This is a genomic window from Acidimicrobiia bacterium, from assembly GCA_036396535.1.
In the GTDB taxonomy this organism is placed as follows: Bacteria; Actinomycetota; Acidimicrobiia; order Spongiisociales; family UBA5794; genus DASWKR01.
In genome coordinates this window covers 83,389-110,376 of sequence record DASWKR010000035.1, presented here as the reverse complement: position 1 = coordinate 110,376, position 26,988 = coordinate 83,389, and the positions used below count along the sequence as shown (strand labels likewise).

21 protein-coding genes are annotated in these 26,988 nt (G+C 68.7%); 14 read left to right on the top strand and 7 right to left on the bottom strand.

Features of this window, described 5'->3' with window-relative positions:
• Window positions 1-27 precede the first annotated feature (27 nt).
• From VGC47_06490 to VGC47_06475, 4 genes are read left to right on the top strand one after another with little or no spacing between them, the layout of a single operon-like run.
• Entirely contained in the window at window positions 28-1,368 is a 1,341-nt protein-coding gene (locus VGC47_06490; protein HEX9854943.1) for a glycogen/starch synthase, read from the top strand.
• Between the two features lies 1 nt (window position 1,369).
• Window positions 1,370-2,308, top strand: coding sequence for an ABC transporter ATP-binding protein (locus VGC47_06485; GenBank protein ID HEX9854942.1), 939 nt, complete (start codon window positions 1,370-1,372; stop codon window positions 2,306-2,308).
• Window position 2,309: 1 nt separating this feature from the next.
• A complete protein-coding gene (locus VGC47_06480; GenBank protein HEX9854941.1) occupies window positions 2,310-3,476 on the top strand; it encodes an ABC transporter permease in 1,167 nt (388 codons plus the stop codon).
• The gene (locus VGC47_06475; protein HEX9854940.1) at window positions 3,473-4,630 is read left to right on the top strand and encodes an ABC transporter permease; all 1,158 of its coding nucleotides are present in this window, start codon (window positions 3,473-3,475) and stop codon (window positions 4,628-4,630) included. The genes VGC47_06480 and VGC47_06475 overlap by 4 nt, the downstream gene beginning before the upstream one ends.
• 25 nt (window positions 4,631-4,655) lie before the next feature.
• Here the strand turns inward: VGC47_06475 and VGC47_06470 are convergent, their stop codons facing one another.
• The 3 genes from VGC47_06470 to VGC47_06460 are packed head-to-tail and all read right to left on the bottom strand — an operon-like array spanning window position 4,656 to window position 10,437.
• On the bottom strand, window positions 4,656-8,285 hold the full coding sequence (locus VGC47_06470) for a multifunctional oxoglutarate decarboxylase/oxoglutarate dehydrogenase thiamine pyrophosphate-binding subunit/dihydrolipoyllysine-residue succinyltransferase subunit (GenBank protein ID HEX9854939.1): 3,630 nt from the start codon (window positions 8,283-8,285) through the stop codon (window positions 4,656-4,658).
• Window positions 8,286-8,332: 47 nt separating this feature from the next.
• Window positions 8,333-9,805 (bottom strand): glycoside hydrolase family 13 protein, encoded by a 1,473-nt coding sequence (locus VGC47_06465; protein ID HEX9854938.1) that lies wholly within the window; start codon window positions 9,803-9,805, stop codon window positions 8,333-8,335.
• Window positions 9,806-9,864: 59 nt separating this feature from the next.
• The gene (locus VGC47_06460; protein ID HEX9854937.1) at window positions 9,865-10,437 is read right to left on the bottom strand and encodes a hypothetical protein; all 573 of its coding nucleotides are present in this window, start codon (window positions 10,435-10,437) and stop codon (window positions 9,865-9,867) included.
• Between the two features lie 98 nt (window positions 10,438-10,535).
• On the opposite strand from VGC47_06460, the gene VGC47_06455 reads away from it, so the two are divergent.
• The 4 genes from VGC47_06455 to VGC47_06440 all read left to right on the top strand — a co-directional run bounded on the left by VGC47_06455 (window position 10,536) and on the right by VGC47_06440 (window position 13,373).
• A complete protein-coding gene (locus VGC47_06455; protein HEX9854936.1) occupies window positions 10,536-11,111 on the top strand; it encodes a hypothetical protein in 576 nt (191 codons plus the stop codon).
• 24 nt (window positions 11,112-11,135) lie between these two features.
• A complete protein-coding gene (locus tag VGC47_06450; protein ID HEX9854935.1) occupies window positions 11,136-11,966 on the top strand; it encodes a prephenate dehydratase domain-containing protein in 831 nt (276 codons plus the stop codon).
• Window positions 11,967-12,449 carry a gamma-glutamylcyclotransferase family protein gene (locus VGC47_06445; protein HEX9854934.1) on the top strand — a complete coding sequence of 161 codons (483 nt, stop codon included), beginning with the start codon at window positions 11,967-11,969 and terminating at the stop codon, window positions 12,447-12,449.
• 66 nt (window positions 12,450-12,515) lie between these two features.
• Window positions 12,516-13,373, top strand: a complete 858-nt coding sequence (locus VGC47_06440; protein ID HEX9854933.1) for a site-specific DNA-methyltransferase — start codon at window positions 12,516-12,518, stop codon at window positions 13,371-13,373.
• On the opposite strand, the gene VGC47_06435 is transcribed toward VGC47_06440, so the two are convergent.
• Both VGC47_06435 and nhaA read right to left on the bottom strand, forming a co-directional pair.
• Window positions 13,331-13,858: a hypothetical protein gene (locus VGC47_06435; GenBank protein ID HEX9854932.1), complete on the bottom strand. Its 528-nt coding sequence runs from the start codon at window positions 13,856-13,858 to the stop codon at window positions 13,331-13,333. The genes VGC47_06440 and VGC47_06435 overlap by 43 nt on opposite strands.
• 2 nt (window positions 13,859-13,860) lie before the next feature.
• Window positions 13,861-15,324, bottom strand: a complete 1,464-nt coding sequence (nhaA, locus tag VGC47_06430; GenBank protein HEX9854931.1) for a Na+/H+ antiporter NhaA — start codon at window positions 15,322-15,324, stop codon at window positions 13,861-13,863.
• A gap of 81 nt (window positions 15,325-15,405) precedes the next feature.
• On the opposite strand from nhaA, the gene VGC47_06425 reads away from it, so the two are divergent.
• From VGC47_06425 to VGC47_06400, 6 genes are all read left to right on the top strand, one after another.
• Entirely contained in the window at window positions 15,406-16,338 is a 933-nt protein-coding gene (locus VGC47_06425; GenBank protein HEX9854930.1) for a calcium/sodium antiporter, read from the top strand.
• A gap of 97 nt (window positions 16,339-16,435) precedes the next feature.
• Window positions 16,436-16,642, top strand: coding sequence for a hypothetical protein (locus VGC47_06420; GenBank protein ID HEX9854929.1), 207 nt, complete (start codon window positions 16,436-16,438; stop codon window positions 16,640-16,642).
• Between the two features lie 165 nt (window positions 16,643-16,807).
• The gene (locus VGC47_06415) at window positions 16,808-20,077 is read left to right on the top strand and encodes a tetratricopeptide repeat protein (protein HEX9854928.1); all 3,270 of its coding nucleotides are present in this window, start codon (window positions 16,808-16,810) and stop codon (window positions 20,075-20,077) included.
• Between the two features lie 51 nt (window positions 20,078-20,128).
• Window positions 20,129-21,874 (top strand): DNA polymerase/3'-5' exonuclease PolX, encoded by a 1,746-nt coding sequence (gene polX / locus VGC47_06410; protein ID HEX9854927.1) that lies wholly within the window; start codon window positions 20,129-20,131, stop codon window positions 21,872-21,874.
• Between the two features lie 85 nt (window positions 21,875-21,959).
• A complete protein-coding gene (locus tag VGC47_06405) occupies window positions 21,960-23,534 on the top strand; it encodes a molybdopterin-dependent oxidoreductase (GenBank protein HEX9854926.1) in 1,575 nt (524 codons plus the stop codon).
• Between the two features lie 53 nt (window positions 23,535-23,587).
• Entirely contained in the window at window positions 23,588-25,090 is a 1,503-nt protein-coding gene (locus tag VGC47_06400; protein ID HEX9854925.1) for an ATP-dependent DNA ligase, read from the top strand.
• Window positions 25,091-25,106: 16 nt separating this feature from the next.
• On the opposite strand, the gene aztB is transcribed toward VGC47_06400, so the two are convergent.
• Together aztB and VGC47_06390 are read right to left on the bottom strand one after the other, a co-directional pair.
• On the bottom strand, window positions 25,107-25,925 hold the full coding sequence (aztB, locus tag VGC47_06395) for a zinc ABC transporter permease AztB (protein ID HEX9854924.1): 819 nt from the start codon (window positions 25,923-25,925) through the stop codon (window positions 25,107-25,109).
• A gap of 40 nt (window positions 25,926-25,965) precedes the next feature.
• Window positions 25,966-26,970, bottom strand: a complete 1,005-nt coding sequence (locus VGC47_06390; protein ID HEX9854923.1) for a metal ABC transporter substrate-binding protein — start codon at window positions 26,968-26,970, stop codon at window positions 25,966-25,968.
• Between the last annotated feature and the right edge of the window lie 18 nt (window positions 26,971-26,988).

Sequence of the window (26,988 nt, the reverse complement as noted above, 5' to 3'; positions counted from 1 at the left end):
CGACGCCCCGCTGATACCCTCGGCGGGATGCGAGCCCTCGTCGCGGTCGCCGAGCTGGCGCCATACGTGACCACGGGGGGTCTGGGCAACGCAGTCGCCGGGCTCTCGGAGGCGCTGGCGCGGCGCGGCCACGACCTCACCATTGCGGTGCCCGGTTACCGGGACATCGGGGTCACCCCGGGGGACGAACCCTGGGTGGAGCTCGCCAGCCATCCGATCCGCGTCATCGCCTTCGCCGACGGCGTCTTCGACAGGCCCGGCGTGTACGGTCCAGAGCCGGGAACCGGGTACGAGGACAACTGGCTGCGCTTCGGTGTGTTCACGAGGGCCGTGGCCGACCTCGCCGCAGGCTTCGACGTGCTCCATCTGCACGACGCCCACGTGGCGGCGGCGGCCCTGCTCACGCCGAGCCCGACGGTGCTCACGATCCACAACGCCGCCCATCAGATGCACGCTCCACTCGACGCGGCTGCGCTGCTGCTGGGGGCACCAGTGGAGGCGACCTGGGCGACGGGTGCCCTCGAGTGGTGGGAAGGTGCCAACTACCTGAAGGCAGGCATCGTCGCAGCAGACGTCGTCACCACGGTCTCGCCGACTCACGCCGTCGAGCTCACCGTCGACGAGACGTCCTTTGGGCTCGGGGGAGTCATTCGGGAACGCCCCAACGGCATCGTGGGCATCCTCAACGGGATCGACGACCGCTCGTGGGATCCTGCGGCCGATCCGACGCTCCCGAAGCGTTTCTCGATCAGGCGACTCAGGGCAAGGGCGGCCTGCCGTGCCGAGCTGATCGCCGCTGCCGGCATCGACGACGGCGTGGTGCTCGGCAACGTCGGGCGAATGTCATTCCAGAAGGGACTCGACCTGCTGGAGCCGCTGCTCGCTCCTGCCATCGAGGCAGGGGTGCGTCTCGTGCTGGTCGGCAACGGTGAGCTCGACCTCGCTGTCGACGAGTGGGTGCAGGCCCACCCCGGCATGGTGGCGCACCTCCCGTACTCCGAGCCCCTCGCCAGGCTCGTGTCGGCCGGGGTCGACGCCTATCTCATGCCGAGCGCCTTCGAGCCGTCCGGACTCGGGCAGCTCTATGCGATGCGGTACGGAGCCCCTCCCATCGTCCACTTCGTCGGTGGGCTCGCCGACAGTGTCGTGGATCTCGACGAGGACCCCGACGAGGCGACGGGCTTCGGGTTCCGGTCGTTCACCCCCGATGCGCTCGAGTCGGCCATCGGCAGGGCAATCACCACGTACGCCGAGCGGCCGCGGGTGTGGCGCGCCCTCCAAGTCCGAGGAATGACGCGTGACTGGTCATGGGACGCCAGGGCGGCAGAGTATGAAGACGTCTATGTTCGTGCGGCGGCAGGAGGATGAGATGACCGCAACGTTGGTGTGCCGCGGATTGCGGAAGGCTTACGGCGACCTCATCGCGGTCGACGGAGTCGATTTCTCGATCGCGCCCGGCGAGACGTACGGGCTCCTCGGGCCGAATGGAGCAGGCAAGACGACGACGATCTCGATGGTCGCGGGGATCTTGGAGCCGGACGCCGGGACCGTCGCCCTCGGCGCTGAGCCCGTCTCGCCGGGGCACTCCGCAGTGAGGTCTCGCATCGGCTACGTGCCCCAGGACATCGCCGTGTACCCCGATCTGACCGCCGCCGAGAACCTGGCGTTCTTCGGCAGGTTGTACGGGATCGACAAGGCGACGCTTGCGGGGCGAATCGAAGAGGTGCTCGTCGTGATCGGCCTGGAGGACAGGGCTGGAGACAGAACCGACCAATACTCGGGCGGCATGAAGCGCCGACTCAACATCGGGATCGGGCTGCTCCACGAGCCGGAGCTGCTCATCCTCGACGAGCCGACCGTCGGGGTCGACCCGCAGAGCCGCAACGCCATCCTCGAGAGCGTCGAGGCACTCGGGCGCGAGGGCATCTCAGTGCTCTACACGACCCACTACATCGAGGAGGCGGAGCGCCTCTGCGACCGGGTCGGGATCATCGACGCCGGCCGCATCGTCGCCGAGGGCACCCAGCGAGAGCTCGTCGGCCTCGTCGGCGAGTTGGACAGAGTGCGTCTCGACGTGTCGACGGGAGCCGTCGACCTGGTGCACGCCCTCGAGGGGCTCGAGGGCGTGCACCAGGTGAGCGCGGCCGACTCCGCCGTCCAGCTCCTCGTCTCCGACGCCCGGTCCCGGCTCCCGGCGATCATCACGGCCGCTTCGCAGCGCGGTATCGGATTGGCGGGTGTGATCGTCACCGAGCCGAACCTGGAGGCCGTCTTCCTCCACCTCACGGGCAAGGCGCTCCGGGACTGACGTGACGGCCGCATTCCTGATCGCCGCCAAGGACCTGCGACTGCGGATGCGCGACCGGTCGGCCTTCGTCCTCGGGATCCTGGCGCCGCTCGGGCTGGCACTCATCTTCGGGCAGATACTCCCCGACTTCGGCGGAGGAGAGTTCGTCATAGACGTCGCCGTGGTGGACGACGACGGCAGCGACGTGTCCTCGGGATTCGCCACCACGCTCTCTGCGGTCGAATCGACGGGTCTCGTCGATGTGCGCTCCGTCGACGACGCCGGCGAGGCCAGGCGCCTCGTCGACGAAGGCGAGCTCGACGTGGCCTACGTGATCCCGCCGGGATTCGGCGATGCGGCCACGACGGGCCGCCCTGCCTCGATGTCGGTCATCGGCAACGCCGACGGGCAGACCGCCACGCTCATCGCCGCCTCGATCGCCCGTAGCTACGCCGACCGCATCACCGCCACCCAGGTAGCAGTCGCCACCGCCATCGCCCAAGGAGTGACGGACGTCCCGGGCGTGGTGTCCTCTGCCATGGAGGCGCCGGACCCGGTGACGATCGCCGACATCACCGCCGAGTCGAAGGTACTCGACTCGGCGACGTACCTGGCCGCCGGGATGGCGGTCTTCTTCCTGTTCTTCACGGTGTCGTTCGGTGTCTCCAGCCTCATAGCAGAGCGAACGGACGGCACGCTGCCGCGACTCCTGGCCGCCCCGATCGGCCCGGGCGCCATCATCGCAGGGAAGGCGATCGCCGCATTCGTCGTCGGAGTCGTCTCGATGGTCGTCTTGGCGCTGGGCACGACGGTCACCGTCGGGGCGCATTGGGGCAACCCCTTCGGCGTCTTGCTCCTCGTCCTCGCCGGCGTCGCCGCCGCGTTGGGGATCATGGCGCTCGTAGCCACGATGGCGAAGACGCCGGAGCAGGCTGCGAACTGGCAATCGGTCGTCGCCGTGGTCCTCGGGCTCCTCGGCGGCACCTTCTTCCCGATCGAGCAGGGTCCCGATGCGCTTGCGACGGTGTCGCTGCTGACGCCCCACGCCTGGTTCCTGCGCGGCGTCGCAGACAACGCCGCCGCTGCCGGTCTCGCCGAGCTGGCCGGGCCGCTGGCGGGGATGCTGGCATTCGCCCTGGTGGCGACCGGATTGGCAGCGACCCGGCTGAGAAGGATGGTGGAGGCATGAGAAAGGTCCTGGCGATCGCCCTGAACGCGGTGCGCCGCCTGCTCAGGGACCGATCGAGCATCTTCTTCGTGTTCATCTTCCCGATGCTGCTCATCCTCGTCATCGGAGCCACGTTCGGCGGCAGCTTCGAGCCAACGCTCGGTGTCGTTGCCCCCGACACGGCGCTCGCCTCCGAGCTGACCGAAGGGCTCAGGCAGACTGAAGGGCTTGCCGTCGAGGTCGTCGTCGATGCCGACACCCTGAGAGACGACGTGCAGAGGGCAAGGATCGTCGCAGGCGCGGTCATTCCGGCCGACTACGACGCCACGCTCACCTCCGGGGGCGTCGCAGAGATCGACTACGTCGCAGGACCGGACCAGCTCGCCCGGCAGCTGCAAGCCGCAGTGGCGGCCGCCGTCGCCCGGCAGTCGCGGGCGATCCTGGCGGCAGGTGTCGTCGCCGCCATCGGTGACACGCCATTCGACCAAACGCTTCAGGCGGCGAGGGCCGCGGCCGATTCCGTGCCGGGAGTCGAGGTCACCGTGGAGACGACGGGCGAGTCGCTCTTCGAGAACCTCGGACGCTTCGACCTGGGCGCCGCCCAGGAGCTGGCGCTCTTCGTCTTCATCACGTCCCTCACCGGCGCCGTTGCCCTCATCGAGACGAGGAACTTCGGGGTGAGCAGGCGGATGCTCTCGACTCCGACGTCGAGCGGCCAGATCATCGCAGGAGAGCTGCTCGGCCGGTTCGCCGTGGCCGTCACCCAGGGCCTCGTCGTGATCATCGGCGCACTCGTGGTCTTCGGAGTCGATTGGGGCGACCCGATCGGTGCCGCCGCGCTTCTGGTCGCATTCTCATTGGTCGGCGCCGGGGCTGCCATGCTGCTCGGTTCGATGCTGTCGAACGTGGAGCAGGCCGGCGCTGTCGGCGTCTTCGCGGCCCTCGGCATTGCCGCCCTCGGCGGCGCCATGGTCCCGATCGAGATCTTCCCCGAAGGGATGAAGACGGTTGCTCGCTTCACGCCGCACGCCTGGCTACTGGACGGCTTCGCCGAGCTCGTGAGGCGTGGCGGGACGATCCTGGACATCGGAAGTCAGCTCGGCGTCCTGCTGGCGATGGCGGCAGGGCTCACCGCCCTGGCGACGCTTGCCTTCAGGCGAAGGCTGACGGCTTGACGGCCCCGCGCCACTGATTCCCCTGCTACTGAAAGGCCAGCTCTATCAGGGCTTGTTGCTCCTTGGCGTGGGTGGCGGCGCTTCCGGTCGCCGGGCTGGCGCTCTCCTTGCGATAGATGCCGCGGGACGGCAGGGCGGCGTTCACGAAGAGGTTGCGCGACATGAAGCGCCAGGCGCCCATGTTGGCCGGCTCCTCCTGCACCCAGACGAGCTCGGCCCCGTCGTGCGGCTTGAGGGCGTCGAGGATCGCCTGAGCGGGGAACGGGTAGAGCATCTCGACGCGCATCACGGCGACGTCGTCGACGGCGTGCTCGGCCCGATACCGCACCAGGTCGTAGTACACCTTGCCGGAGCACAGGATCACCCGCTTGGCGCCTGCGGCGACCTGGTCGTCCGGGATGACCGGCTGGAACGGTTTCTCGCTGAAGTCGGCGAGCGGGCTGTAGGTCTCCTTCGTCCGCAGCAGCGACTTCGGGGCGATGACGATGAGCGGGGCCTTCGACTCGTGGTGAACCTGGCTTCGCAGCATGTGGAAGAGCTGCGCCGGGGTCGAGGGCACCGCCACCCTGATGTTGTCCTCGGCGGCGTTCTGGAGGAACCGCTCCACGCGTGCCGATGAGTGCTCCGGTCCCTGGCCCTCGAACCCGTGTGGCAGCAGGAGCACGAGCGTCGAGCTCTGGTGCCACTTGTCGGCTCCCGACACGAGGAACTGGTCGATGACGACTTGGGCGCCGTTCACGAAGTCGCCGAACTGCGCCTCCCACATGACGAGCGCTTCGGGGGCGCCGACGGAGTACCCATACTCGAACCCGACCGCGGCGAACTCGGAGAGCAGGCTGTCGTAGATCCTGATCGTCCCCTGGTTCGGGTCGATGTTCGCCAGCGGTGTGTACTCCTCCTCGGTCTCGTAGTCGACGAGGACGGCGTGCCTGTGGCTGAACGTGCCACGCTGGGAGTCCTCACCCGCCAGGCGAACGGAGTGACCCTCGATGGCGAGTGACCCGAAAGCGATGGCCTCGCCCAAGGCCCAGTCGGCGTAGCCGGCAGCCGCCAGCTCGTGTCTCTGTTGGAGCTGCCGCGCCAGCTTCGGGTGCACGGTGAAGCCGTCGGGAAGCGCACGCAGTCTCCTCTGGATGCGCTCGACGACATCGGCGGGGATCCTCGTGTCCGGGAACCCGGAAGGGTGGGGCTCTTGCCGGACGGCCTCTCGGATCGGGGCCTGCTTCGTCGCATCGAGGGCGGTGTCGAGGAGCCGCCTGAAGTTGTCGAGGACCGCCTCCCCCTCGGCGATCGTCAACTCGCCGTTGCGCACGAGGCGGTCGAGGTACACCTTGCGCGCCGACATGCGGTTCTCGATGAGCTTGTACATGCGGGGCTGGGTGTACGTCGGCTCGTCTCCCTCGTTGTGGCCATGGCGCCGGTAACACACCAAGTCGATGACCACGTCCTTGTGGAACGCCTGCCTGAACTGAAAGGCGATCCGGGCGACACGCACCACTGCCTCGGGGTCGTCCCCGTTGACGTGGAAGATCGGCGCCTGGACCGCCTTGGCGATGTCGGTCGCATAGAAGCTCGAGCGGGCGTCGAGGCTCGACGTCGTGAACCCGACCTGGTTGTTGATGACGATGTGGACCGTTCCACCCGTGTAGTAGCCCCCGAGCTGAGAGAGGTTGAGGGTCTCGGCCACCACGCCCTGGCCGGAGAAGGCGGCGTCGCCGTGGAGTAGGAGGGGAAGCACGAGGTCGTCGGCGCCGGAGCCGAGGGCATCCTGCCGGGCTCGCACGAACCCCTCGAGGACCGGGTCGACGGCCTCGAGGTGGCTCGGGTTGGCGACGACGCGCACGTCGATCTGGGCGCCGTCGGGCGTTCGGTGGATGCCTTCGGCGCCGAGGTGGTACTTGACGTCACCCGAGAAAGTCGGGTCGGCTGCTGCGTCGTCCGACTTGGTGAACTCCCTGAAGATCGACACCAGGCTCTTTCCGATGATGTTGGCGAGCACGTTGAGGCGACCGCGGTGGGCCATTCCGATCGCCACCTCTTGCATCCCGGATTCGGCGGATGCGGTGAGGATGGCGTCGAGCAGCGGGATGAGTGACTCGGAGCCCTCCAGCGAGAACCGCTTGGCGCCCAGGAACTTCGTGTGCAGGTAACGCTCGAACGCTTCCGCCTCGTTGAGCTTCTGGAGGATCCTGCGCTTCTCCTCCGGCTCGAGCTCGGCGGGGGTGTCCTCGACGTGCTGTTGGATCCACAGCTTCTGATCGGGCTCCTGGATGTGCATGTACTCGATGCCGACCGAGCGGCAGTAGGCATCGCGCACGACGCCGAGGATCTGGCCCAGCTTCATCCGTTCCTTGCCTGCCAACCCTGCGGTGGCGAACTCCCGGTCGAGGTCCCACAGGGTGAGGCCATAGGTGAGGGGATCGAGCTCGGGATGGATCTTGGGAGGGGTCTGGCGCAGCGGGTCCAGGTCGGCGATGAGGTGACCGCGAACGCGGTACATGTTCACGAGTTGGAACACCCGGGCCTGCTTCTCCGCCCACGGTCGGCTCCCCGGAGGGGGATTGGAGTCGACGGCCCATCTCGCCGCGACGTAGGGGATCGCCATCGACTGGAAGATCTCGTCGTAGAAGTCGTCGGCACCAACCAGTAGTTCGTGCACCCTGGCCAGGAACGTGCCGCTCTCGGCACCCTGGATGATGCGGTGGTCATACGTCGACGTCATCGTGAGAGTCCGACCGATGCCCGCCATGGCGATCGTCTGGGGGTCGGACCCTTCGTACTCCGGCGGGAAGCCGATGGCGCCGACCCCGACGATCACGCCTTGGTCGGTCATGAGCCGCGGGACGGACTGCACGGTGCCGACGGTGCCCGGGTTCGTCAGTGTTGCCGTCGTGCCGGCGAAGTCGTCCGGGGTGATGTCGCCCGACCTGGCGCGGCGGACGACGTCCTCGTACGCCTCCCAGTAGCTCTTGAAGTCCATCGTGTCGACTGACTTGATGTTCGGCACGAGCAAGGTTCGCCCACCGTCCTTGCGCTCCATGTCCATCGCCAGACCGAGGTTGATGTGCTCGTATTGGATGCGGTGCGGCTTGCCGTCCATCAGCCGGTAGGCGGCATTCATGTCGGGGTGCTCCCGCAGGGCGCGCACCACCGCCCACCCGATCACGTGGGTGAATGACACCTTGCCGCCATCGGCCAGCCGGGCGAGCTGGTTGTTGATGATGCGTCGGTTGACCTCGAGCAGCTTGGCCGGGAACGTCCGAACCGACGTGGCAGTCGGGATGTCTCGCGACTCCTCCATGCGCCGTGCGATCGTCGCCGGCGCCCCTTTGAGCTCGGTCGGGACCGCGAAGTCGGGAAGCGGCGGCGCCTCGGGAGCATGTGATGGCGCCACAGGAACAGGCGACGGCGCCTCGGTGGTCGTCGAGCCGCCGTTGCCTTCACCGAGCGGGACCGCCGTCTCCCTCTGCGGAACCGGCGGCGAGACCGTCGCGCCAGGCCGGTAGTCCGAGAAGAAGTCCTGCCAGGCCGCGCTCACCGAGTTCGGGGCGTCGAGATACTGCCGGTACATCTGGTCGACGAGCCAGGTGTTTCCCCCGAACGCCTCGCTCGCGATCGGCGCGTCGAACTCGGAGGTGGGAGCCCCTGCTGCCATCCCGCTCATGGTACGTCCGGTCCGATCGAATCGCGACACGGCCTCGCCTACGACGAGGAGAGGACCGCCCCGCGACGCGGCGCCAGCTTGATCGTCCCGCCTTGGACGACGGCTTCCCCCCACAGGAGGGTGCCGGCCGCCTCGAGGGGGACGGCCACCGTCTCGGTTCCCGCGTTCACCAGCACGTATACGGCTTCGGGGCCGTCGCCGCGCAGGCTCACATGCACCTGTCCGTCGGCGTAGACCGTCGAGTATCGGGCGGACCGCAGCGCACCCGTCGAAGCCCTGAGAGCAACGAGGTCGCGGTAGGCGTCCAACAGATCGTGATCCCATCGAGCCTCGTCCCACGGGAACGTCCTCCGGCTGTCCGGGTCGAGGCCTCCCGGCAGCCCGACCTCGGTGCCGTAGTAGATGCACGGCGCCCCCGGATGGGTCAGCTGGAGCAACGCCGCCAGCAGCACCGTGTCCTTGTCGCCGCCTGCCACGCTGAGGATGCGGGCGGTGTCGTGCGAGTCGAGCACGTTGAGGTTGGCGAGGTTCACGTGGCCGGGATAGCTGCCGAGGATGGCTTCGACACGCGAGGCGTACCCGGCGGCGTCGCTCGGCGAGAGGTCGTACCACGGGTTGCCGATGCGCAGCGCCGGGTCGATTCGCTCCCCGGCCGTGAACGAGATGATGGCGCTGCCGAGCGCATAGTTCATGGCGCCGTCGAGTCGCCTCCCGTCTGTGCACAGCGGCGACCCCGGGCTCCACACCTCGCCGACGATGTAGGCGTCGGGGTTGACGGCACGCACCCTTGCCCGGAACTCCTCCCAGAACCCCTCCGTCTTGATCTCTTCCGGCACGTCGAGGCGCCAGCCGTCGATCCCGACACCCGTCCAGTGCTCCGCCACCGCCATCAGGTACTCGCGGACCAGGGGGTTCTCGGTGTTGAACTTCGGCAGCGCCTTCATTCCCCACCAGGCCTCGTAGACCGGGGGTCGCGACTCGTCGTACGGGAGGAGCGGCCAGTCGTGGACGTGGAACCAATCCCAGTACGGCGAGCTGCGCCCGTTCTCGGCGATGTCGTTGAACTGGAGAAAGCCGCGGCTGGCGTGATTGAAGACGCCGTCGAGGATGACGCGGACGCCTCGGGAGTGGCACCGGCCGAGGAGGTCGCCGAGTGCTGCTGCGCCCCCGAGCATCGTGTCCACCGCGTAGTAGTCGTGAGTGTGGTAGCGGTGCGGCGAGGCCGACTTGAAGATCGGGTTGAGGTAGATCGCATTGACTCCGAGTCGCTCGAGGTGGTCGAGGTGCTCGATGATCCCGACGAGATCGCCGCCCGCGTAGGAGTGAAACGTCGGCGGTTCGTCCCACGGGTGCAGAGGTCCCGGCTTGGGGACCTCGTCCGACATGGCGAACCGGTCGGGGAGGATCTGATAGAAGACCGCCTCGGATACCCACGCCGGGGGACGATCGGGCGCCGTCTCGGCGCGCCGCGCCGCGACGCAGTGCTCACAGGTTCGTGTGTCGTGGCCCATCCCGCCCTACATCGGTTGGAGAGCCGCCAAGGCTAACGGGATCGGGCTGGCTCGCCGGTTCAGGCCACGGCGGCGGAGCGGGTTTCGACGCTCGAAGGCGCACCGCTCGGCCACACCACCATCCCGCCGGCGGCGCCGACGGTGGCGATGATCGTCGCCACGGTCCACGCCACCGGGCGGTTTCCGAAGCTGTCTGGTGTGCCGACCCGCAGCGCGGTGAGAACGATGAGGGATCCGACCGCAGCCAGGAAGGCGAACCCGGTCAGCCGGGCCGCAGCCCCACCGCGGCCCGACGCCGCCACGAGGAGCATCGCCACACCGTAGAGAGCGCTCCACACCGGGATCGCCCATGGTGCGATCGCCGAGACGGCGAGGCCGGCGCCCATGGCGGCGATACCGCCCCGCCTGAGGCCTCTGCGGTCCGTCCTGTCCCGGGTCCGGACGACGGCCATGACGGTCGCCGCCCCAGCGACGACGAGCGCCAACCACCCGATGCCCCATACGGCCGATGGGAGACCTTCCCAGTCGCGCCCGCGCTCGAGCACCGCCGCCGTCATCCACGTGATCGGGACGACCGTCCACGCGACGGCGGAGATCCTCGAGAATGTGCTGCCCGTTTGCGAGGTCGACATGGCTCTCTCCGTTCTTGCGTCTTGGTCGGACAGACGAACAGCTCGGCGGAAAGGGTGACGTGCCGGAACCTCGACCGCCCGATGGGCGTCCCACCTGCGTGAAGTCCCTGGTCGCCGGAGCAGCACTCGCCTGCCTGATCGTCACCGCCGGCCCGGCGGGCGCCTCCTGCGTGCTCCCCCCTCCACTCGGCGAGGTGATCGCTTCCGCGCCTGTGGTCTTCGTCGGTACCGTCGTCGGGTTCGATGGCGACGAGCGCCATGCGGTCGTGCAGCCGGAAGAGATCTGGGCAGGTCCTGACCTGGACAGAGTCGTCGTCGTGCGTGGGGCGGCCGACGACCAGCCAGGTGTCTTCACGTCGGTCGACCGGACGTTCCTGCTCAGGCGGCGCTACCTGTTCGTGCCGGCCAACACCGCCCCGCCGTTCGAGGACAACGCGTGCACCGCCACCCAGGTCATGACGTCGGAGATCGAGTCGTTGAGGCCGGCCGATGCACGCCCCGTCTCCACCGCCGAGTCCGAGCCGGCTCCTGACGGCGCCTTCCCCCTGGCGCCGGCGCTCGGTGCGGCCGCCGCGGCCGTCATTGCTACGGCGGCGTGGCTGAGCACCCGCAGGCGAAACGCCGGCTCCGCCGTGGATGGCTTCCGTCGCCGCCCGCCACATTCGGGCGAGTGACCCTCACGTCTACCCTGGCTGGTCATGCGGATCGGTTACCAGGGTGAGCCACACTCATACAGCTTTCGGGCGACGACCGAGACGTTCCCCGAAGGCGAACCGGTGGCGCTGCCGACGTTCGTGGCCTGCTTCGCGGCGCTCGAGTCCGGCGACGTCGAGCGGCTCGTCTTGCCCGTCGAGAACTCTACGACCGGGAGCGTGCTCGCGGTGCTCGACCGTCTCCCGGGCAGCCCCGGCCATGGGCCGATCTCGATCGTCGCCGAGCACCTCGTGGAGGTGCGTCACGCCCTGCTCGGAGTCCCAGGAGCGACCGTCGATCAGATCAAATCGGTTCGATCGCACGTCCAAGCCCTCGCCCAAGCCGAAGCACGCCTCTTGGAGCTCGGCGTCGACGAGGTCCCGACGGCAGACACCGCAGGGGCGGTCCGGGAGGTCGCCGCCATGGGCGACCCGACCGTCGCCGCCCTCGCACCCCCCGAGTCGGCCGGGCCGCACGGCCTGGTGGTGCTTGCCGAGAACTTCCTCGATCGCGACCACAACACGACGAGGTTCGTCGTGCTGGCTCCCGGCGAACCGCAGATCGACCCCGACGACGACAAGTCGACCGTCCTGTTCATGACGGGGCATACCCCCGGTGCGCTCGCCCTGGCACTCACCGAGCTCGGGCTGCGGGGCGCCAACCTCACGAGGATCGAGTCGCGCCCGAGTGACGAGGCGTGGCGTTATCGGTTCTTCGTCGATCTCGAGCACGAGCCGGGCCCGGCAGGGCTCGCCGCCGTCGTCGATCCACCGCCGGCGACGCTGGCGAAGCTGCGGGTGCTCGGCAGCTACCGAGCCGCTCGCAACCCCTCCTGAGTGGCCGCGCCGATCGAACGGCTGGCTGACGTCCTCCGGGAGATCAACCTGAGGCGCCGCCGGGGCGGCCGGCCCGACGACGCCGCCATCGCCCGGGAGCGCCTCGTGGAGGAGCGCTTCGGTGCCTCACACCACCTGGCGGTCTACGGCTCGCTGGCGCCGGGCGAGGTGAATCACCACGCAGTTGCCGACATCGCCGGGACGTGGCACGTTGCCGCGGTGCGGGGCGTCGTCTACCGGCTGCCGTGGGTCGACGGGAACGAGTACCCGGGAATCGTGCTCACGGAGAGCGGGCGTCCCGTCGAGGTCCAGGTGCTCTCGTCGCCGGCGTTGCCGGACCACTGGGCGAGGCTCGATGCGTTCGAGGGCGGGAGCTACTACCGGGCGCTGGCGCTGGTGCGTACCCGGGACGATTTGGAGGCGTTAGCCAACATCTACGAGCTGCACCGCCAGCCCGAGCCGGGACAGGCGCTCTGGGAGTAGCCGGAGCCTCGATTGCCTGGGGGCCGAATCGCCGACTGCTACGGTTTCCGCCAGGAGGCTTCCCCCTTGGCGACCACCACTGCGACCTTCGGCGCGGGCAAGCGCGAGAGCCATGACGCATCGGCGTTCTATGCCAGGCGCATGGCCGCACCTGCCGGGGGACCGAAACCGACGAAGGTGGTGACCGAGCCGCCGCCGGGCGTGCTCGACAGGCTCTTCTGCCAGTCGAGTGAGACGATGGAACAGCTTCCTGACGGGTGTGTCGCCCTCATGGTCACCTCACCGCCGTACAACGTCGGCAAGGACTACGACGGCGACCTGTCGCTCGACGAGTACTTGGGATTGCTCCGCACCGTCTTGACGGAGACGTATCGGGTGTTGGAGGCCGGCGGCCGGGTGGCGGTGAACGTCGCCAACCTGGGGCGCAAGCCGTACCTGCCGATGAATCACCTCGTCGCAGGCGTGCTCGGCGAGATCGGATTCCTGCTGCGGGGCGAGATCATCTGGCAGAAGTCCAAGAGCGCCGGTGGCTCGTGCGCATGGGGATCGTGGCAATCCGCCAAGAACCCGACGTTGCGCGACGTGCACGAGTACGTGCTTGTGGCGAGCAAGGAGGACTTCAGGCGACGCAAGGACGGCACGGACTCGATCGACAAGGCCGAGTTCCTGGCGGCGACGACGTCCATCTGGGAGATCGCCCCGGCCTCTGCCAGGCGCGTCGGCCACCCAGCGCCGTTCCCGGTCGAGTTGCCGCGCCGCCTCATCGAGTTGTACACGTTCAGGGGCGACCTCGTCCTCGATCCCTTCGTGGGAGCGGGATCGACTGCGATCGCCGCCGCCGAGGCCAAGAGGCACTACGTCGGGTACGACATCAGCGAGGACTACCTGGCGATTGCAGAGCGACGTCTCGCAGGCGAGGGCTGACATCCTCGCGGGCTACCCGACAGAAACCGCACCGCCATCGCCGCGGCTGCGACGCCCCACACCCACATGAGGTCTGAGACCACCGGGTCCGGCGGCCGGTCGCCCGTCGGCTGAAGGGCCAGCCACCGCCGGCGGTCGGTGGCTGCGAGGTCGGGCGCAACCCGGCGGAACAGCTCGGCGACGCGAGGCTCCTCGTCGCGGTGCAGCGGGCGTGCCCGGACGGCGAGCGGCCCAGGATGCGCCTGCGCCTGCGCGATCGGCCTCCTGGCGACATCGCCGAGCCAGGGAGCGCCCGGCGGCGCAACGACGTACAGCGTGCCCTCGGCCATCGCGAACGGCACGATGCTCCGCCGCACGCTCTCACCGGTACTCGTGCCGACGAGCGTGAACCACCTGCCTGCCAGCCACCCGAGCGACAGTCGCCAAGCGATGACCGCCGCCCGAGTCGCCGCAGGGCTCGCAGCCGCCGCCATGCGCCACGGCATGGTCAGCTCGGCGCCGGTGGCTCGAGGGCGGCCTCCGAGAGGTCCGGGTCGTACCTGCCGTCGATGCCCTCGAGCCCGATCATCTCGAGTCCGGCGTGCATGGTCGCCTCCGGAGTGGGGCTGCCCTTGAGGATTGCGTATCCGATGACTCCGGCGACGAGCGATCCCAGGAAGATGCCCATCTTGGCTGCGTCCGTGAGGAACTCGTCTTCGAAGGCGAGCTCCGTCACGAACAGTGAGACGGTGAAGCCGATACCCGCGATGGCGGCCAGCCCGACGACCTGACGGAACCCGGTGCGCCTCGGCAGCTTGCCGGCGCCGAACCGAACGGCCAGCCAGGTGGCGAGGGTGATGCCGATCGTCTTGCCGGCGACGAGGCCGAAGGCGACACCCAGCGAGACGGCGCTCGTGAGCGCCTCGCCGACATCTATCTGTGTGAACCGCACTCCTGCGTTGGCGAGGGCGAAGATCGGCACGATCAAGAACGAGGACCACGGGTGGATCGCCGTCTCCAGCCTGTCGAGCGGCGACACGGACTCCCTCGACACCGACGCCAGCGACAGAGCGCTGAAGTCGACACGGTCGCGGCCCCTCGGGTCTGCCGACTCCATCTCGAAGCGGTCGAGGATGAGCTTCGCCCTTCGGTAGTAGTCGTCGTCGGAATACCACGGCCAGACGGGCGTCATGAGGCCGAGCGCCACCCCGGCGAGAGTGGCGTGCACCCCGGATTCGAACACACAGAACCAGACGGCGATGCCGACGACCCAGTAGAACCCGAGCGACCGGATCCCGACTCGCTGACCGACGTAGACGGTGAGGAGACCGGCCAGCGCCAGGCCCAGCCAGCCGAGCGCCAGGTCCGACGTGTAGAAGACGGCGATCACGACGATCGCCCCGATGTCGTCGGCGATCGCCAGAGCGAGGAGGAAGAGCTTGGCGCCCGTGGAGATCCTGGTGCCGAGCAGGGAGATCACCCCCACCGAGAATGCGATATCGGTCGCCATAGGGATCCCCCACCCGCGCATCGCCTCGGCCGGGAGGTCGGATCCGGCAACGAACGCCACGTAGATGAGGGCCGGGAAGACCATCCCTCCCAACGCCGCGATCGCAGGCAGCGCAGCCCTCTTCCGGTCGTTGAGATCGCCGACGACGAGCTCCCGTTTGATCTCGAGGCCGACGACGAAGAAGAAGATCGCCATGAGGGCGTCGTTGACGACGTCCTTCAGCGAGTGGTCGAAGTGCAGTGGCCCGGCCCCGATGGTGATGTGGCTCTCCCACAGGTCGGTGTAGGACTGCCCGACCGGGCTGTTGGCCCAGACCAGGGCGAGGATCGCCGCCGCCAGCAGCACGAACCCGCCCGACGCCTCGAGTTGGGTGAACCTCATCAACGGCCTGACGAAGTTGGTGGGTATCGGGCGCTCCGACGTGATCCACGTCTGGTGGACCCTGTCCGTGATGCGGCTCATGGCGGGCCAGAATAGTGGGGCCAGCAGATGCATCCTCGGTGCCCGTTTACCATCCCGGTCCCTCGACTCGATGGGGTTCACGTGGCCTGGTCGCTCACAGTCATCGTCGCCGGGCTGGCGCTGCTGGTCGTCGCAGCCGATCGGCTGGTCGTGTCGGCGGTGCGCGTGAGCAGGGCATTCGGGGTGTCCGCAGTGATGATCGGCGCCCTCGTGGTCGGCCTGGGCACGTCGTTGCCTGAGCTGCTCGTCTCGATGCTGGCGGCTCGCGGGGGCGAGCTCGACGTCGCCATGGCGAACATCGTCGGCTCGAACGTGGCGAACGTCACGCTGGTGCTCGGAGCCGCCGCCCTCGTCTCGCCCGTCGTCGCCCACCTCCGGGTGCTGCGACGCGAGGGGATGCTCATGCTGGCCTCCGCCGTCGCCTTGTCGGCCGTACTCGTCGACCATCGCATCGGCCGGCTCGAAGCGGGGGCGCTCGCTGCTGCGATGATGGTCTCGGCCATTTTGATCCTCCGCTGGTCGAGGGAGGACGGTGTCATCGAGCAAGAGGTCGAGCAGATGGCAGGCCCGATCCAGAGGAGTCCCGTGTCGGAGCTCGTCATCGGATTCGTAGCCCTGGTGGCGACGATCATGGGAGCCGACCTGCTCCTCGACGGTGCGCTCGACGTCGGGGAGCGGCTGGGATGGTCGCCGACGTTCCTCGGCCTGCTCCTCGGCGTCGGTACCAGCCTCCCGGAGTTCGCCACTGCGGTTGCATCCGCCCGCCGCGGCGAGTCCGACCTGGTCATCGGGAACGTCCTCGGCTCGAACCTGTTCAACTCGCTCGCCGTCGCCGGAACTGCCGGCCTCATCGGCCCCGGGGTCCTCGAGAGCCTCGGGGTTCCCGCCCTGGGACTCATGGTGGCCACCGCCCTGGTAGCTGGGTTGTTCTACCGATCCGGTGGACGGATCGTCCGGTACGAGGGGGCCGCCCTCGTTGTCGTCTTCTTCGCCTTCGCGGGCCTCGCCTTCTGACGCCCGGCTTGCACGGCGGACCCGGCACCTGAAGGCTTCCCGAAGCCCGTTCGATATGGTGCTCCCAGCGGGAGACGAAGGAAGGAACCGCAGGGCCATGGAGACATTCATCCTGCGGATCTACCGCGGATGGGAGGACGGCGATTCCGACCTTCGGGGCCTCGCGATGGACGTGCGCAGGGGGGAGGAGCGCCGCTTCATGTCCGGCGACGAGCTCGTCGCCGTGTTGCGGAGCCTGCTGCACGAGCTCACGACGAGCGGAACGCGTGGCGACCAAGGGGAGCCCGTCAAGGGGGAAAGCTGAAGGCCCGAGGGCGATCGCACCCTCGGGCCTTCTGCCAGGTCGGTCGGCGGCCCCGGGGCGCCCCGACGCCCCGGCGTCCTCCGGCTTGGCGGTCCGGCCCACCGGCGACTACTCAGCGCGCGCCCTTTATCCTCGTTCTTGCTCACGACGACCGAGGATCGGGCATTGACTTCTCTCGGCGGATCAGGGTGGGACGGCGACGAGGCGTCGGTGGCGCGCCCGCGGCTCGAAGCGCGGCTCGACGAGCTGCTCTCGAGGCGGCTCACCACCTTGATCGCCGGAGCCGGGTCGGGCAAGACCACATTGCTGCGGCAGTGGTCGGCGTCGCAACCCGTGGCGTGGCACATGGTGACGGCCAACGACGCCGGCTGGACGACCCTGGCCAGATCCGTGCTCGACGCCGTCCGGCTCCGTATACCGGGACTCTCGGCCGACCTGGTGTACGCCATCGAGAGTGGCGGCAGCCGTGACGCCGACTCCGACGAGCCGGCTCGGGCAGAGATGTACGCGGCGCTCCTCTGCCAGGAGCTGGCCGCCGCCCTGAGCAGGCATCTCGTGCTGATCCTCGACGACCTCCACGAGATCGGCGACTCTCAGGCGAGCGCCCGGTTCGTGGCCGGCCTGTGCCGTAACGCACCTGATCGTCTCCACGTCGTCGTCGGCTCCCGCAGGGCCCTTCCATTCTCGACCGCCCGCCTGGCGATGGAGGGCCACGTGCTCGACGTGCCGGCGGCCGAACTGGCGATGACCGAGGAGGAGGTCGGAGACCTGCTGGATGTGGTGCTCGGGGAGCGCGGCAGCGCCCTGGCTTCGAGCGTTTGGTCGAGGACGGCCGGGTGGGCTGCCGCTACCCGGCTGGCGGCAGAGGCTCTCCGTTGGAGCGACGCCACCTCGCTCGACGAGGTTCTCCCCGAGGTGGTGCGCGGGCCACTCTTCGACTATCTGGCCGAGGAGGTGCTCGGCCAGGAATCCGAGGTCGACCGCGAGTTCCTGGCGGCCGTCGCCGAGTTGCCCTGGGTGAACGCCGAGATGGCCCGCAAGGTGTTGCCTGCCGGCGGTGAGAGCCTGGACACGACGGTGCGGCGCGGCGTGTACTTCGCGGACAGTGAGCACCAGAGGGGCGCCATCCGACTCACCCCCGTCATGCAGGAGTTCATTCGAGCCAAGGTGCGCCTCTCGGACGACGACCGAAGGGCGCTCCTGGCCGAGGCGGGCCGCTGGTACGAGACGGCCGGCGCCGAGGACGACGCCATGCGCTGCCTGGCGGCGGCGGAGGACTACGGCGAGCTTGCCAGGCTCCTGCGAGCTCGGGGCGGGGCCATCCTCGCCTCGGCCTCGGCGCACGACGTGATCGCCGCCTGCCGGCTCGTACCCGATGACCTGAGGGACGACAGCCTGACGCTTCTCCAGGGTGAGGCCCACCAGGTCATCGGAGACTGGGAGGCGGCGCTCGACCGATACCGCATGGTCATCCCGGAGCACGGGGCGATCGCGGCCGCCATGGCCTGGCGTATCGGCCTGCTGCATCACCTCAAGGGCGAGCTCGACGAGGCGTTCGTTGCGTACGAGCGAGGCGTCGTCGACGGTTCCGACCTCGGCAACGAGGCGATCCTGCTCGGCTGGACGGCGAGCGCCCACTGGCTGCGGGGCGACCGCGACCGGTGTGCGTCGCTGGCGTCGCAGGCGCTCGACGCCGCCCGGCTCTCACAGGACCCGAAGGCCCTGGCGGCGGCGCACACGGCGATGGCACTCGTCGCCGCCATGGAGGCGGACCGCAGCGCCAACGACACCCATTACCTGCGTGCGCTCGAGCACGCGCAGCGCGCCGGCGACGTGCTCCAGGCGACCCGCATCAGGGTGAACAGGGGATCACGCAGCCTCGAGGAAGGCAGCTTCGGGGAAGCGCTCGAGGAGTTGGACGTGGCGCTGCGACTCGCCGACCTCGCCGGGTTCGCCTCGTTCCGAGCACTCGCCCTCTCGAACCGCGGCCAGGCGTTGCTGCACATGGGCAGGTTGGAGGAGGCGATCAAGGATCTCGAGGAAGCCAGGTCGATATACAGGAGGGTCGGGTCGAAGCTCGAGTCGTACCCGTTGACCCACCTCGGTGACGTGTACCGGCTGCGCGGCGACACTGCGCTCGCCAGGGCGGCGTACCAGCAGGCGTTCTCGCTGGCGGAGGCGGAGGGCGACCTCCAGGCGCTCGTGCCGTCCCTGTCGGGCATGGCGATGCTCCTCGTCGATGAGGACGCCGACGAGGCGGCACGTCTCGCAGGCGAGGCGGTCGCCAACTCCGCAGTGCTCGGCCACGTGGCGGCCCTCGTCGCAGCCGGGCGGGTCTCCTTGGCAGGCAAGCGGCCCGACGAGGCGGCAGAGCTTGCGGACCGTGCCGCCGACGTGGCGCGCCAGCGCCGCGATCTGCCCGGGCTGGCGGAGGCGCTCGCCCTGGGCGCCGTTGCGGTCGGCGGCGAGAAGGCGGCATCCATGCTCGATCAGGCTGCCCGCATCTGGACGCAGATGGGTGATCCGCTCCAGGAGGCGCTCGTCGATCTGGAGCGCTCCAAGCTGGCGGCCGGGCAGAGGGCGGCAGACATGGCGCGCAGTGCCGCCATCCGGCTGCGGCGACTCGGCGCCCTCGGTGCCGCCGCAGAGGCCGAGCGGGTCGCTTCGGAAGGCGACGAGGGCGATCGGACCGAGCTGACGATCAAGACCCTCGGCGGCTTCGGTGTCGTCCGAGGCGAAGGGCCCGTGCCGAACGCGGAGTGGCAGTCCAAGAAGGCCCGGGACCTCCTCAAGTTGCTCGTCGCCGGCCACGGCAAGCCGGTCCATCGCGAGGTGCTCATCGATCGGCTGTGGCCGGACGAGGACCCCGGCAAGGCTTCCAGTCGCCTCTCGGTGGCCCTCTCGACGGTCCGCAGCGTGCTCGATCCTGTCAAGGCGCACAGCCAGGACCATTTCCTGGCTGCGGACAGAGAGACGGTCGGCCTGGTCTCCGAGCGCATCGCCATCGACGTCGACGAGTTCATCGCGACGGCGGAGCGGGGCCTGCGCGCCTGGGCCGCCGGCGACCAGCTGGCGGGGCGGGCGCTGATGGAAGCGGCCGAGTCGAGCTACGTCGGCGACTTTCTCGAGGAGGACCTCTATGAAGACTGGGCGGTGGCGACGAGGGAGCAATGCCGCAACCTCTGCCTGCGGATTCAGGGAGTGCTCGCCGAGACCTGTGCAGGAGAGGGAGACAACGAGACCGCCACGCGGCTGTACCTGCGGATGTTGGAGCGCGATGCCTACCTCGAGCCGGCACACCTCGGGCTCGTTCGCTCGATGGCGGCCCTCGGTCGGCACGGGGCGGCCCGCCGTGCCTACGGCATCTACGTTGCGAGGATGCAGGAGCTCGAGCTGGAGCCGGCTCCGTTCCCAGCCGAGGGAGGGCGCCGCTGAGCCGGATCGACCGAAGGCTCGGCTCGTGGCGAGCAGGGCTACATTGCGCGTGTGGCAGGCATCAACGGCGAGGTTGCTCGCCTCCTCTACGAATACACGGACTTGTTGAAGCTGGAGGAAGGGAGCCCGCAGGCCTTTCGGGTGCGCGCTTACGAGAGGGCGGCCGCCGCCGTCCGGGACGCCAAGGTCGACGTCGCCGGGCTGAGCCTGGCCGAGCTCCAGAGGATCGATGGGATCGGCAAGTCGACCGCCGAGAAGATCCTCGAGTACGTCGCCACCGGCTCCATGGCGGGACTCGAGAAGCTGAGAGCCAAATACCCGCCCGGGTTCGTCGAGCTGACCCGCATCCCCGGGGTCGGCCCGAAGACCGTGTTGTTGCTCAGGGACGAGTTGGGCATCGACTCGGTGGACAGACTGCGTGACGCCATCGAGGCGGGATCGCTCGCCGATCTGCCCCGCCTCGGGGCGAAGTCACAGGAGAAGATCGCCAAGGCAATCGAGCGGATGGGTCTGCACGGCAAGGATCGCCGTACTCCGATCATCCAGGCGCTGGGAGTCGCCCTCGAGATCGTTGCCCACCTGGAACGCCTCCCGGCGGCCAAACACGTCACGTATTGCGGAAGCCTGCGGCGGTTCCGCGACACGATCGGAGACGTCGACATCCTCGTCGCAGCCACGAGCGCTGCGCCGGTCATGGATGCTTTCACCTCCATGCCGATGGCACGCCAAGTCGTCGCCAAGGGCGAGACGAAGGCGTCGATTCTCACCGCGGGAGACCTCCAGGTCGATCTGAGAGTCGTGGCACCCTCGGAGTTCGGTGCCGCAACCCTCTACTTCACGGGCTCGAAGGAGCACAACATCGCTCTGCGCCAACGGGCGATCGAACGCGGGTGGATCCTCAACGAGTATGCCCTGGCAGACGCCGAGACCGAGGAGGTCGTCGCATCGAAGACCGAGAAGGCGATCTACGCGGCGCTCGGTCTTCCCCTGATCGCCCCCGAGCTCCGAGAAGGTTGGGGCGAGATCGAGGCGGCCGAGGCCGGCACGCTGCCGCGCCCGGTCGAGGAGAAGGACATTCGGGGCGACCTCCACGTCCACTCGACCTGGTCCGGCGACGGCAGGAGCAGCCTCGAGGACATGGTCGCCGAGGCGGCGAGGCGTGGCCTCGAGTACATCGCCATCACGGAGCACGGGGAGAACCTGGCGATCAACGGCCTCAGCCGCGACGAGGTGAGATCGGAGCGAGAGGTCATCGCCGGTCTGCGCCGGCTGCACCCGCAGCTGACGATCCTCCACGGCGCCGAGCTGAACATCGGCCCGGACGGGTCTCTCGACTACGACGACGAGTTCCTCATGGAATTCGACTTCTGCGTTGCGAGCGTTCACTCGGCATTCGACCTGAGTGAGTCGGAGCAGACAGACCGGGTCCTGCGCGCCATCGCCCACCCTGCCGTCAACGTCGTCGGCCATCTGACAGGTCGTCGCATCGGCAAGCGTCCAGGGATCGAGGTCGACATCGAGGCCGTGTACGGGGCAGCCTCCGACACCGGCACCGGGCTCGAGATCAACTGCCACCTCGACCGGCTCGACGTCCCGAGCGACCTGCTGCGACTGGCCCGCGACCGCGACGACGTCACCTTCGTCATCTCGACGGACTCGCACCACACGAAGGAGTTCGGGAACGTCGCCTGGGGGGTTCGCAACGCCCGGCGAGGATGGGTCGCCAAAGCGAGGATCGCCAACACCTGGCCCCGCGATCGCTTCCTGAGATGGGTGGCGGCGAAGCGCAGCCGATGAGCCGCGGCTGACGAGTTCACCGATTCGTAAGCGCGAATCGGCCTGATAGTTGCCGATCGTGGTGTTTGATGGGACATGAGGCGCCATGACTGAGCTCGCAGACACCGCAACACAGACACCAGCCGCACCGAGCGAGAAGGCCCGGCCCGCATACCCGGGGCTCGCGGGAGCGGCGGCTGCCGCGTTCGCCGTCGGGTTGACGGAGCTCTTCAGCGGGCTGTTCTCGAACGTCCCGTCGTCCTTGGCGTCCATCGGAAGCTACATCGTCGACTGGTCGCCCCACTTCGTCACTGAGCTCGCCATCTCAGTGTTCGGGACCTCTGACAAGGGTGCGCTGGCGATCGGCATCGCCGTCACGGCGGTGCTGCTCGGCGTCGTCGTCGGCATGGCGGCCGCCCGGCAAGCCTGGGTCGCCCCCGTCGCTTTCGGGGGATTCGGCCTTCTCGGATTCGTCGCAGCGACCGGTCAGCCGAGCCGGTCGCTGCCGGCAACGCTCGTCACCATGACCGTGGCGGCCGGGGCAGGCTGGTGGGCGATGGAGCGCCTCTTGAACGTCTCGTCCGCCGTCGAGACGCCCACGGACGGCCTGCCGGGCAACTCGGAGCGGCGCCGGTTCCTCACGGGTGTGGCAGGCGCAGGTGCTCTGGCTGCGACGGCCGGGTTCGGCGGACGCTGGCTCACGATCCGGCGATCAGAGACGGTGAGGACCTCGATCGGCATCCCTACGGCGGCGTCGACGCTCCCCGAGCTGCCGGCAGGCTCGAGCTTCTCCGTGGACGGCCTGACCCCCATCGTCGTCCCGAACGAAGACTTCTACAGGATCGACACCGCACTCGTGATCCCGCGCCCGGAAGCGGAGTCGTGGTCCGTGACGATCACGGGCATGGTCGATCGCCAGGTCTCGCTTACGCTCGACGACTTGCTCGGACGGGACCTGGTCGAGCAGTACACGACGATCTCGTGTGTCTCCAACGAGGTGGGCGGCAAACTCGTCGGCAACGCCAAGTGGACCGGTGTTCCGCTTGCCGAGCTGTTGGACGAGGCAGGGGTGCGCGACGGCGCATCGCAGATCGTCGGCCGCTCGGTGGACGGATGGACGGCGGGTTTCCCCACCGAACTGGCCATCGACGGCAGGGCGGCGCTCGTTGCCGTTGGCATGAACGACGAGATGCTCCCGCCCGTGCATGGCTTCCCTGCCAGGCTCATCGTCCCGGGCCTCTACGGCTACGTGTCTGCCACGAAATGGCTGGCGGAGATCGAGTTGACGACGTGGGACGGGTTCGATGGTTACTGGATCCCGCGAGGCTGGGCCAAGCAGGGCCCGATCAAGACGCAGTCGCGAATCGACGTCCCGAACCGCGGGCAGACCCTGGTCGCGTCGGGGGCGGCGATCGCCGGCGTCGCTTGGGCGCCGACCAGGGGAATCTCCAAGGTCGAGATCAGCATCGACGGCGGGGAGTGGATGGAGTGTGAGCTGAGCAGCCCGCTCACGTCCGACGCATGGGTGCAGTGGAAAAGAGACGTGGTGGTCGCCGCCGGCAGCCACGAAGTCACGGTGCGGGCAACCGACGGTGCGGGCGAGACCCAGACCGACGTGGAGACCCCTCCGGCCCCGAGCGGCGCCACAGGCTGGCACACGGCGCGCTTCGTCACGGCCTGAGCACCCTCGTCTGCTCGGCACAGGCGTGCGCCGGCAACCGCGAAGATGGGCGAATGCTGCTGACCACGCTCGTCGAGGTGTCGAGGGCCGTGGCTGCGACTCGCTCGCGCAAGGCCAAGATCTCGCTGCTCGCCGATCTACTGGCGTCACTCGAGCCCGACGAGCGACAGATCGGGGTCGCCTACTTGTCTGGTGAGCCGTTGCAGGCGCGACTCGGCGTCGGGTACCGAACGGCATACGCGGTCGATGCGGCCCCGAGCCCTGAGGCGACGATCACGCTCGGGGACGTCGACGCCTCCCTGGCCGCCATCGAGCTGATCTCGGGTCCCGGGTCGCAGCAGCGGCGCGCCGACGCCCTGGCGGCGCTGTTCGAGAGGGCGACGGCGACAGAGCAGGAATTCCTCAGGGCCCTCGTGCTTCGTGAGCTGCGCCAGGGCGCTCTCGAGGGAATCATGGTCGATGCCATAGCCGTCGCCTCAGACGTCCCGGCGGCGACGGTGAGGCGTGCCGTCATGCTCGGCGGCGGGCCTCGAGCCGTGGCTGCCGCGGCGCTGGAGAACGGCGTCGCCGGGCTCGGCGAGTTCCGCCTCCGGCTGTTCGAGCCGGTCCAGCCGATGCTCGCCCAGAGCGCCGAGAGCGTCGCCGCCGCTCTGGCGGCTCTCGGTGTTGCCCGGGTCGAGCAGAAGCTCGACGGGGCCAGGGTGCAGGTCCATCGCGCCGGTGACGAGGTGAGGGTCTACACCCGCAACCTGCGCGACGTGACGAACGGGCTTCCGGAGCTGGCCGCCATCGTGAGACGCCTCGACCTCGAGTCCGTGATCCTCGACGGCGAGGCGCTCGCTTTCGACGTTGCCGGCCGGCCACTCACGTTCCAGGACTCGATCGGCCGGTTCGCCCAGGAGGATGCGGGGGCGCTCTCGGCCGTCTTCTTCGACATCCTCCACCTCGACGGGACGGATCTCATCGATCTCCCGGCGCGAGAGCGACTCGCCAGGCTCGGGGCGGCTCTGCCGGAGGCCATTGTCTTCCGAGCAGTCACCACGAGTGACGTCGCCGTCGCCGAGGCGTTCTTCAAGGCCACGATCCACGAAGGCCACGAGGGCGTGATGGTGAAGGCGCTCGATGCTCCGTACGAGGCGGGCAGGCGCGGGGCGGCCTGGCTCAAGGTGAAGCCGGTGCACACGCTCGATCTCGTCGTGCTCGGTGTCGAATGGGGGAGCGGCAGGCGGCGCGGCATGCTGAGCAACATCCATCTCGGCGCTCGCGACCCGATGACGCACGGTTTCGTCATGCTCGGTAAGACGTTCAAGGGGATGACCGACGAGATGCTGACGTGGCAGACCGTCCGTTTCCTCGAGCTCGAGACCAACCGCGAGGGTCATGTCGTGTACGTGCGCCCCGAGCAGGTGGTCGAGGTCGCCTTCGACGGTGTCCAGAGGAGCACCCGCTACCCCGGAGGCGTCGCCCTGCGCTTCGCCAGGGTGAAGCGCTACCGGGACGACAAGGACGCCGCCGAAGCCGACACGATCGACACCGTGCTCTCCTTCCTCCGGTGAGGAGCTCGTGCGGGAGTCACGCCGCCCGTGCGAGGGTCCGATAGGCGAGGGCCGAGAAGAAGAGGACGATCGGCACGACCGCCATCGTCGCCGATCCCGACGTGTTGGCGTGATAGCTGACGACGAGCCCGGCAGCGACCGAGAAGATCCCGATGCCTGCCCCGAGGAGCATCATGGCCGGCACCCGCCTCACGAGGAGAGCCGCAGTCGCCGGCGGGCCCACGAGGAGCCCGAAGACGAGGAGCGTTCCGACGGTCTGGAACGAGCCGACGATCGTCATCGTGACGAGCGATAGCAGCACGACGTGCGCCAGCCTGGGCCGCAAGCCGAGCAGCTCGGCCTTCTGCTCGTTGAACGACAGCACCAGGAAGCTCCTGAAGAAGAGGGCCGACAGGATGAGGGTCACCGCGGCGACGGCGGCGAGAAGGGCGATGTCGCCGGTCGTGACCCCGAGGGCGTCTCCGAAGAGGATGCTCGTCAGGTTGCCGCTGTACGAATCGGTGCGAGACACGAGGATCACCCCCACCCCGAGCATGCCCACGAAGAGCAGGCCGATCCCGGTGTCCTCCGAGAACGCCGTCTGCCGGTGGATGAGGTTGATCCCGGCGATCATGACGACGGCGGCGACGAGCGCCCCCACGAGCACGTTGAAGCCGAGCAGGATCGCCAGGGCAATCCCCGGGATGATGCCATGCACCAGGGCGTCGCCGAGGAACGTCATCCCGCGGATCACGACCCAGGTCCCGACGACGCCGAGGGCGACCGCCGCCAGCGAGCCTCCGATGAGGGCTCGCTGCTGGAACGCCAGTTCGAACGGAGCGATCAACCAGTCCATGAGGTGGCGACGGTAGATGGCTCGAGAACGTGGCGGCATGTCATTCGAGTGCCTCGGCGATCCGTCGGGCATTCGTCACCAGCATCCCGATGAGGCTGTCTGCACCCGAGCCGGGCTCACCCAGTGACTCTGTGTACAGCTCGACGACGGACACGTCGTCCCCGACCTCCGAAGCGACCGCCTCGGCGAGCGCCGACTGCTCGACCGTCTCGGCGAAGATGGCGCGCGCCCCGGCCTCCTCGATCACGTCGACGAGGGCTGCCAGCTCCGCCGAGCTCGGGGCCGCCAGCGTCGATCCCCCCGGTATGACGACTCCGATGACGTCGAGCTCGTAGCGTCTCGCGAAATATGAGAGGGCCTCGTGGTTCGTGACGATCTTGCGAGACCCGGCGGGGACCACAGACAGAATCTCGGTGATCTCCGAATCGGCCCTCATCAGCTCGGCGGCGTACTCGTCCGCCCTCGCCGAGAAGTCGGCGGAGGGGTCGAGCTGGTCGAGGCGCCGGCCGACGATCCGGGCGGCGTCGACCATCCTCAGGGGATCGGTCCACACGTGCGGGTCGCACGCATCGCCTTCGTGGTCGTCTTGGCTCGCCGTCGGGTCGCAGGGTTCCGAGCTGGCGTCGAGGTCGAACGGCTGCGGGTCGAGCAGCGGCGCCAGCGCGAGGACCTTGGCGCCGTCGATCGTCTCGAGCGCGTCTTCCATCCTGGCTTCGAGGCCGAGCCCGTTGACGACGACGAGGTCGGCGGTGGCGAGCCTCGCCACCTGCTCGGCGGACAGCTGGAATTCGTGAGCGTCTGCACCGACCGGCATGAGCACCTCGACGGTGGCCGCCTCGCCTACGACGTTGCGGACGAGGTCACCGAGCGGCGTCGTCGTCACCACGACCGTCAGCGAATCGGCAGTTCCGTCCGGCGGGCCACCGCAGCTCGCCGATGGGGCGACGACGGCGAGCACGGCCAGGAGCCAGGCGCCGCGCCGTGTTCCCGTCGGGCGTGTGACCCTCTCGACTTGCTGCCTATAATGAGAACCGTTATCATTCACGTTCGAAACCATACCAGG

Excerpts from the sequence above, each read along its gene's own strand:
- VGC47_06490 (HEX9854943.1), top strand. The coding sequence starts at position 28 with ATGCGAGCCCTCGTCGCGGTCGCCGAGCTGGCGCCATACGTGACCACG.
- VGC47_06485 (HEX9854942.1), top strand. The coding sequence starts at position 1,370 with ATGACCGCAACGTTGGTGTGCCGCGGATTGCGGAAGGCTTACGGCGAC.
- VGC47_06475 (HEX9854940.1), top strand. The coding sequence starts at position 3,473 with ATGAGAAAGGTCCTGGCGATCGCCCTGAACGCGGTGCGCCGCCTGCTC.
- VGC47_06470 (HEX9854939.1), bottom strand. The coding sequence starts at position 8,285 with ATGGCAGCAGGGGCTCCCACCTCCGAGTTCGACGCGCCGATCGCGAGC.
- VGC47_06465 (HEX9854938.1), bottom strand. The coding sequence starts at position 9,805 with ATGGGCCACGACACACGAACCTGTGAGCACTGCGTCGCGGCGCGGCGC.
- VGC47_06460 (HEX9854937.1), bottom strand. The coding sequence starts at position 10,437 with ATGTCGACCTCGCAAACGGGCAGCACATTCTCGAGGATCTCCGCCGTC.
- VGC47_06450 (HEX9854935.1), top strand. The coding sequence starts at position 11,136 with ATGCGGATCGGTTACCAGGGTGAGCCACACTCATACAGCTTTCGGGCG.
- VGC47_06435 (HEX9854932.1), bottom strand. The coding sequence starts at position 13,858 with ATGCCGTGGCGCATGGCGGCGGCTGCGAGCCCTGCGGCGACTCGGGCG.
- nhaA (HEX9854931.1), bottom strand. The coding sequence starts at position 15,324 with ATGAGCCGCATCACGGACAGGGTCCACCAGACGTGGATCACGTCGGAG.
- VGC47_06420 (HEX9854929.1), top strand. The coding sequence starts at position 16,436 with ATGGAGACATTCATCCTGCGGATCTACCGCGGATGGGAGGACGGCGAT.
- VGC47_06405 (HEX9854926.1), top strand. The coding sequence starts at position 21,960 with ATGACTGAGCTCGCAGACACCGCAACACAGACACCAGCCGCACCGAGC.
- VGC47_06400 (HEX9854925.1), top strand. The coding sequence starts at position 23,588 with ATGCTGCTGACCACGCTCGTCGAGGTGTCGAGGGCCGTGGCTGCGACT.
- aztB (HEX9854924.1), bottom strand. The coding sequence starts at position 25,925 with ATGGACTGGTTGATCGCTCCGTTCGAACTGGCGTTCCAGCAGCGAGCC.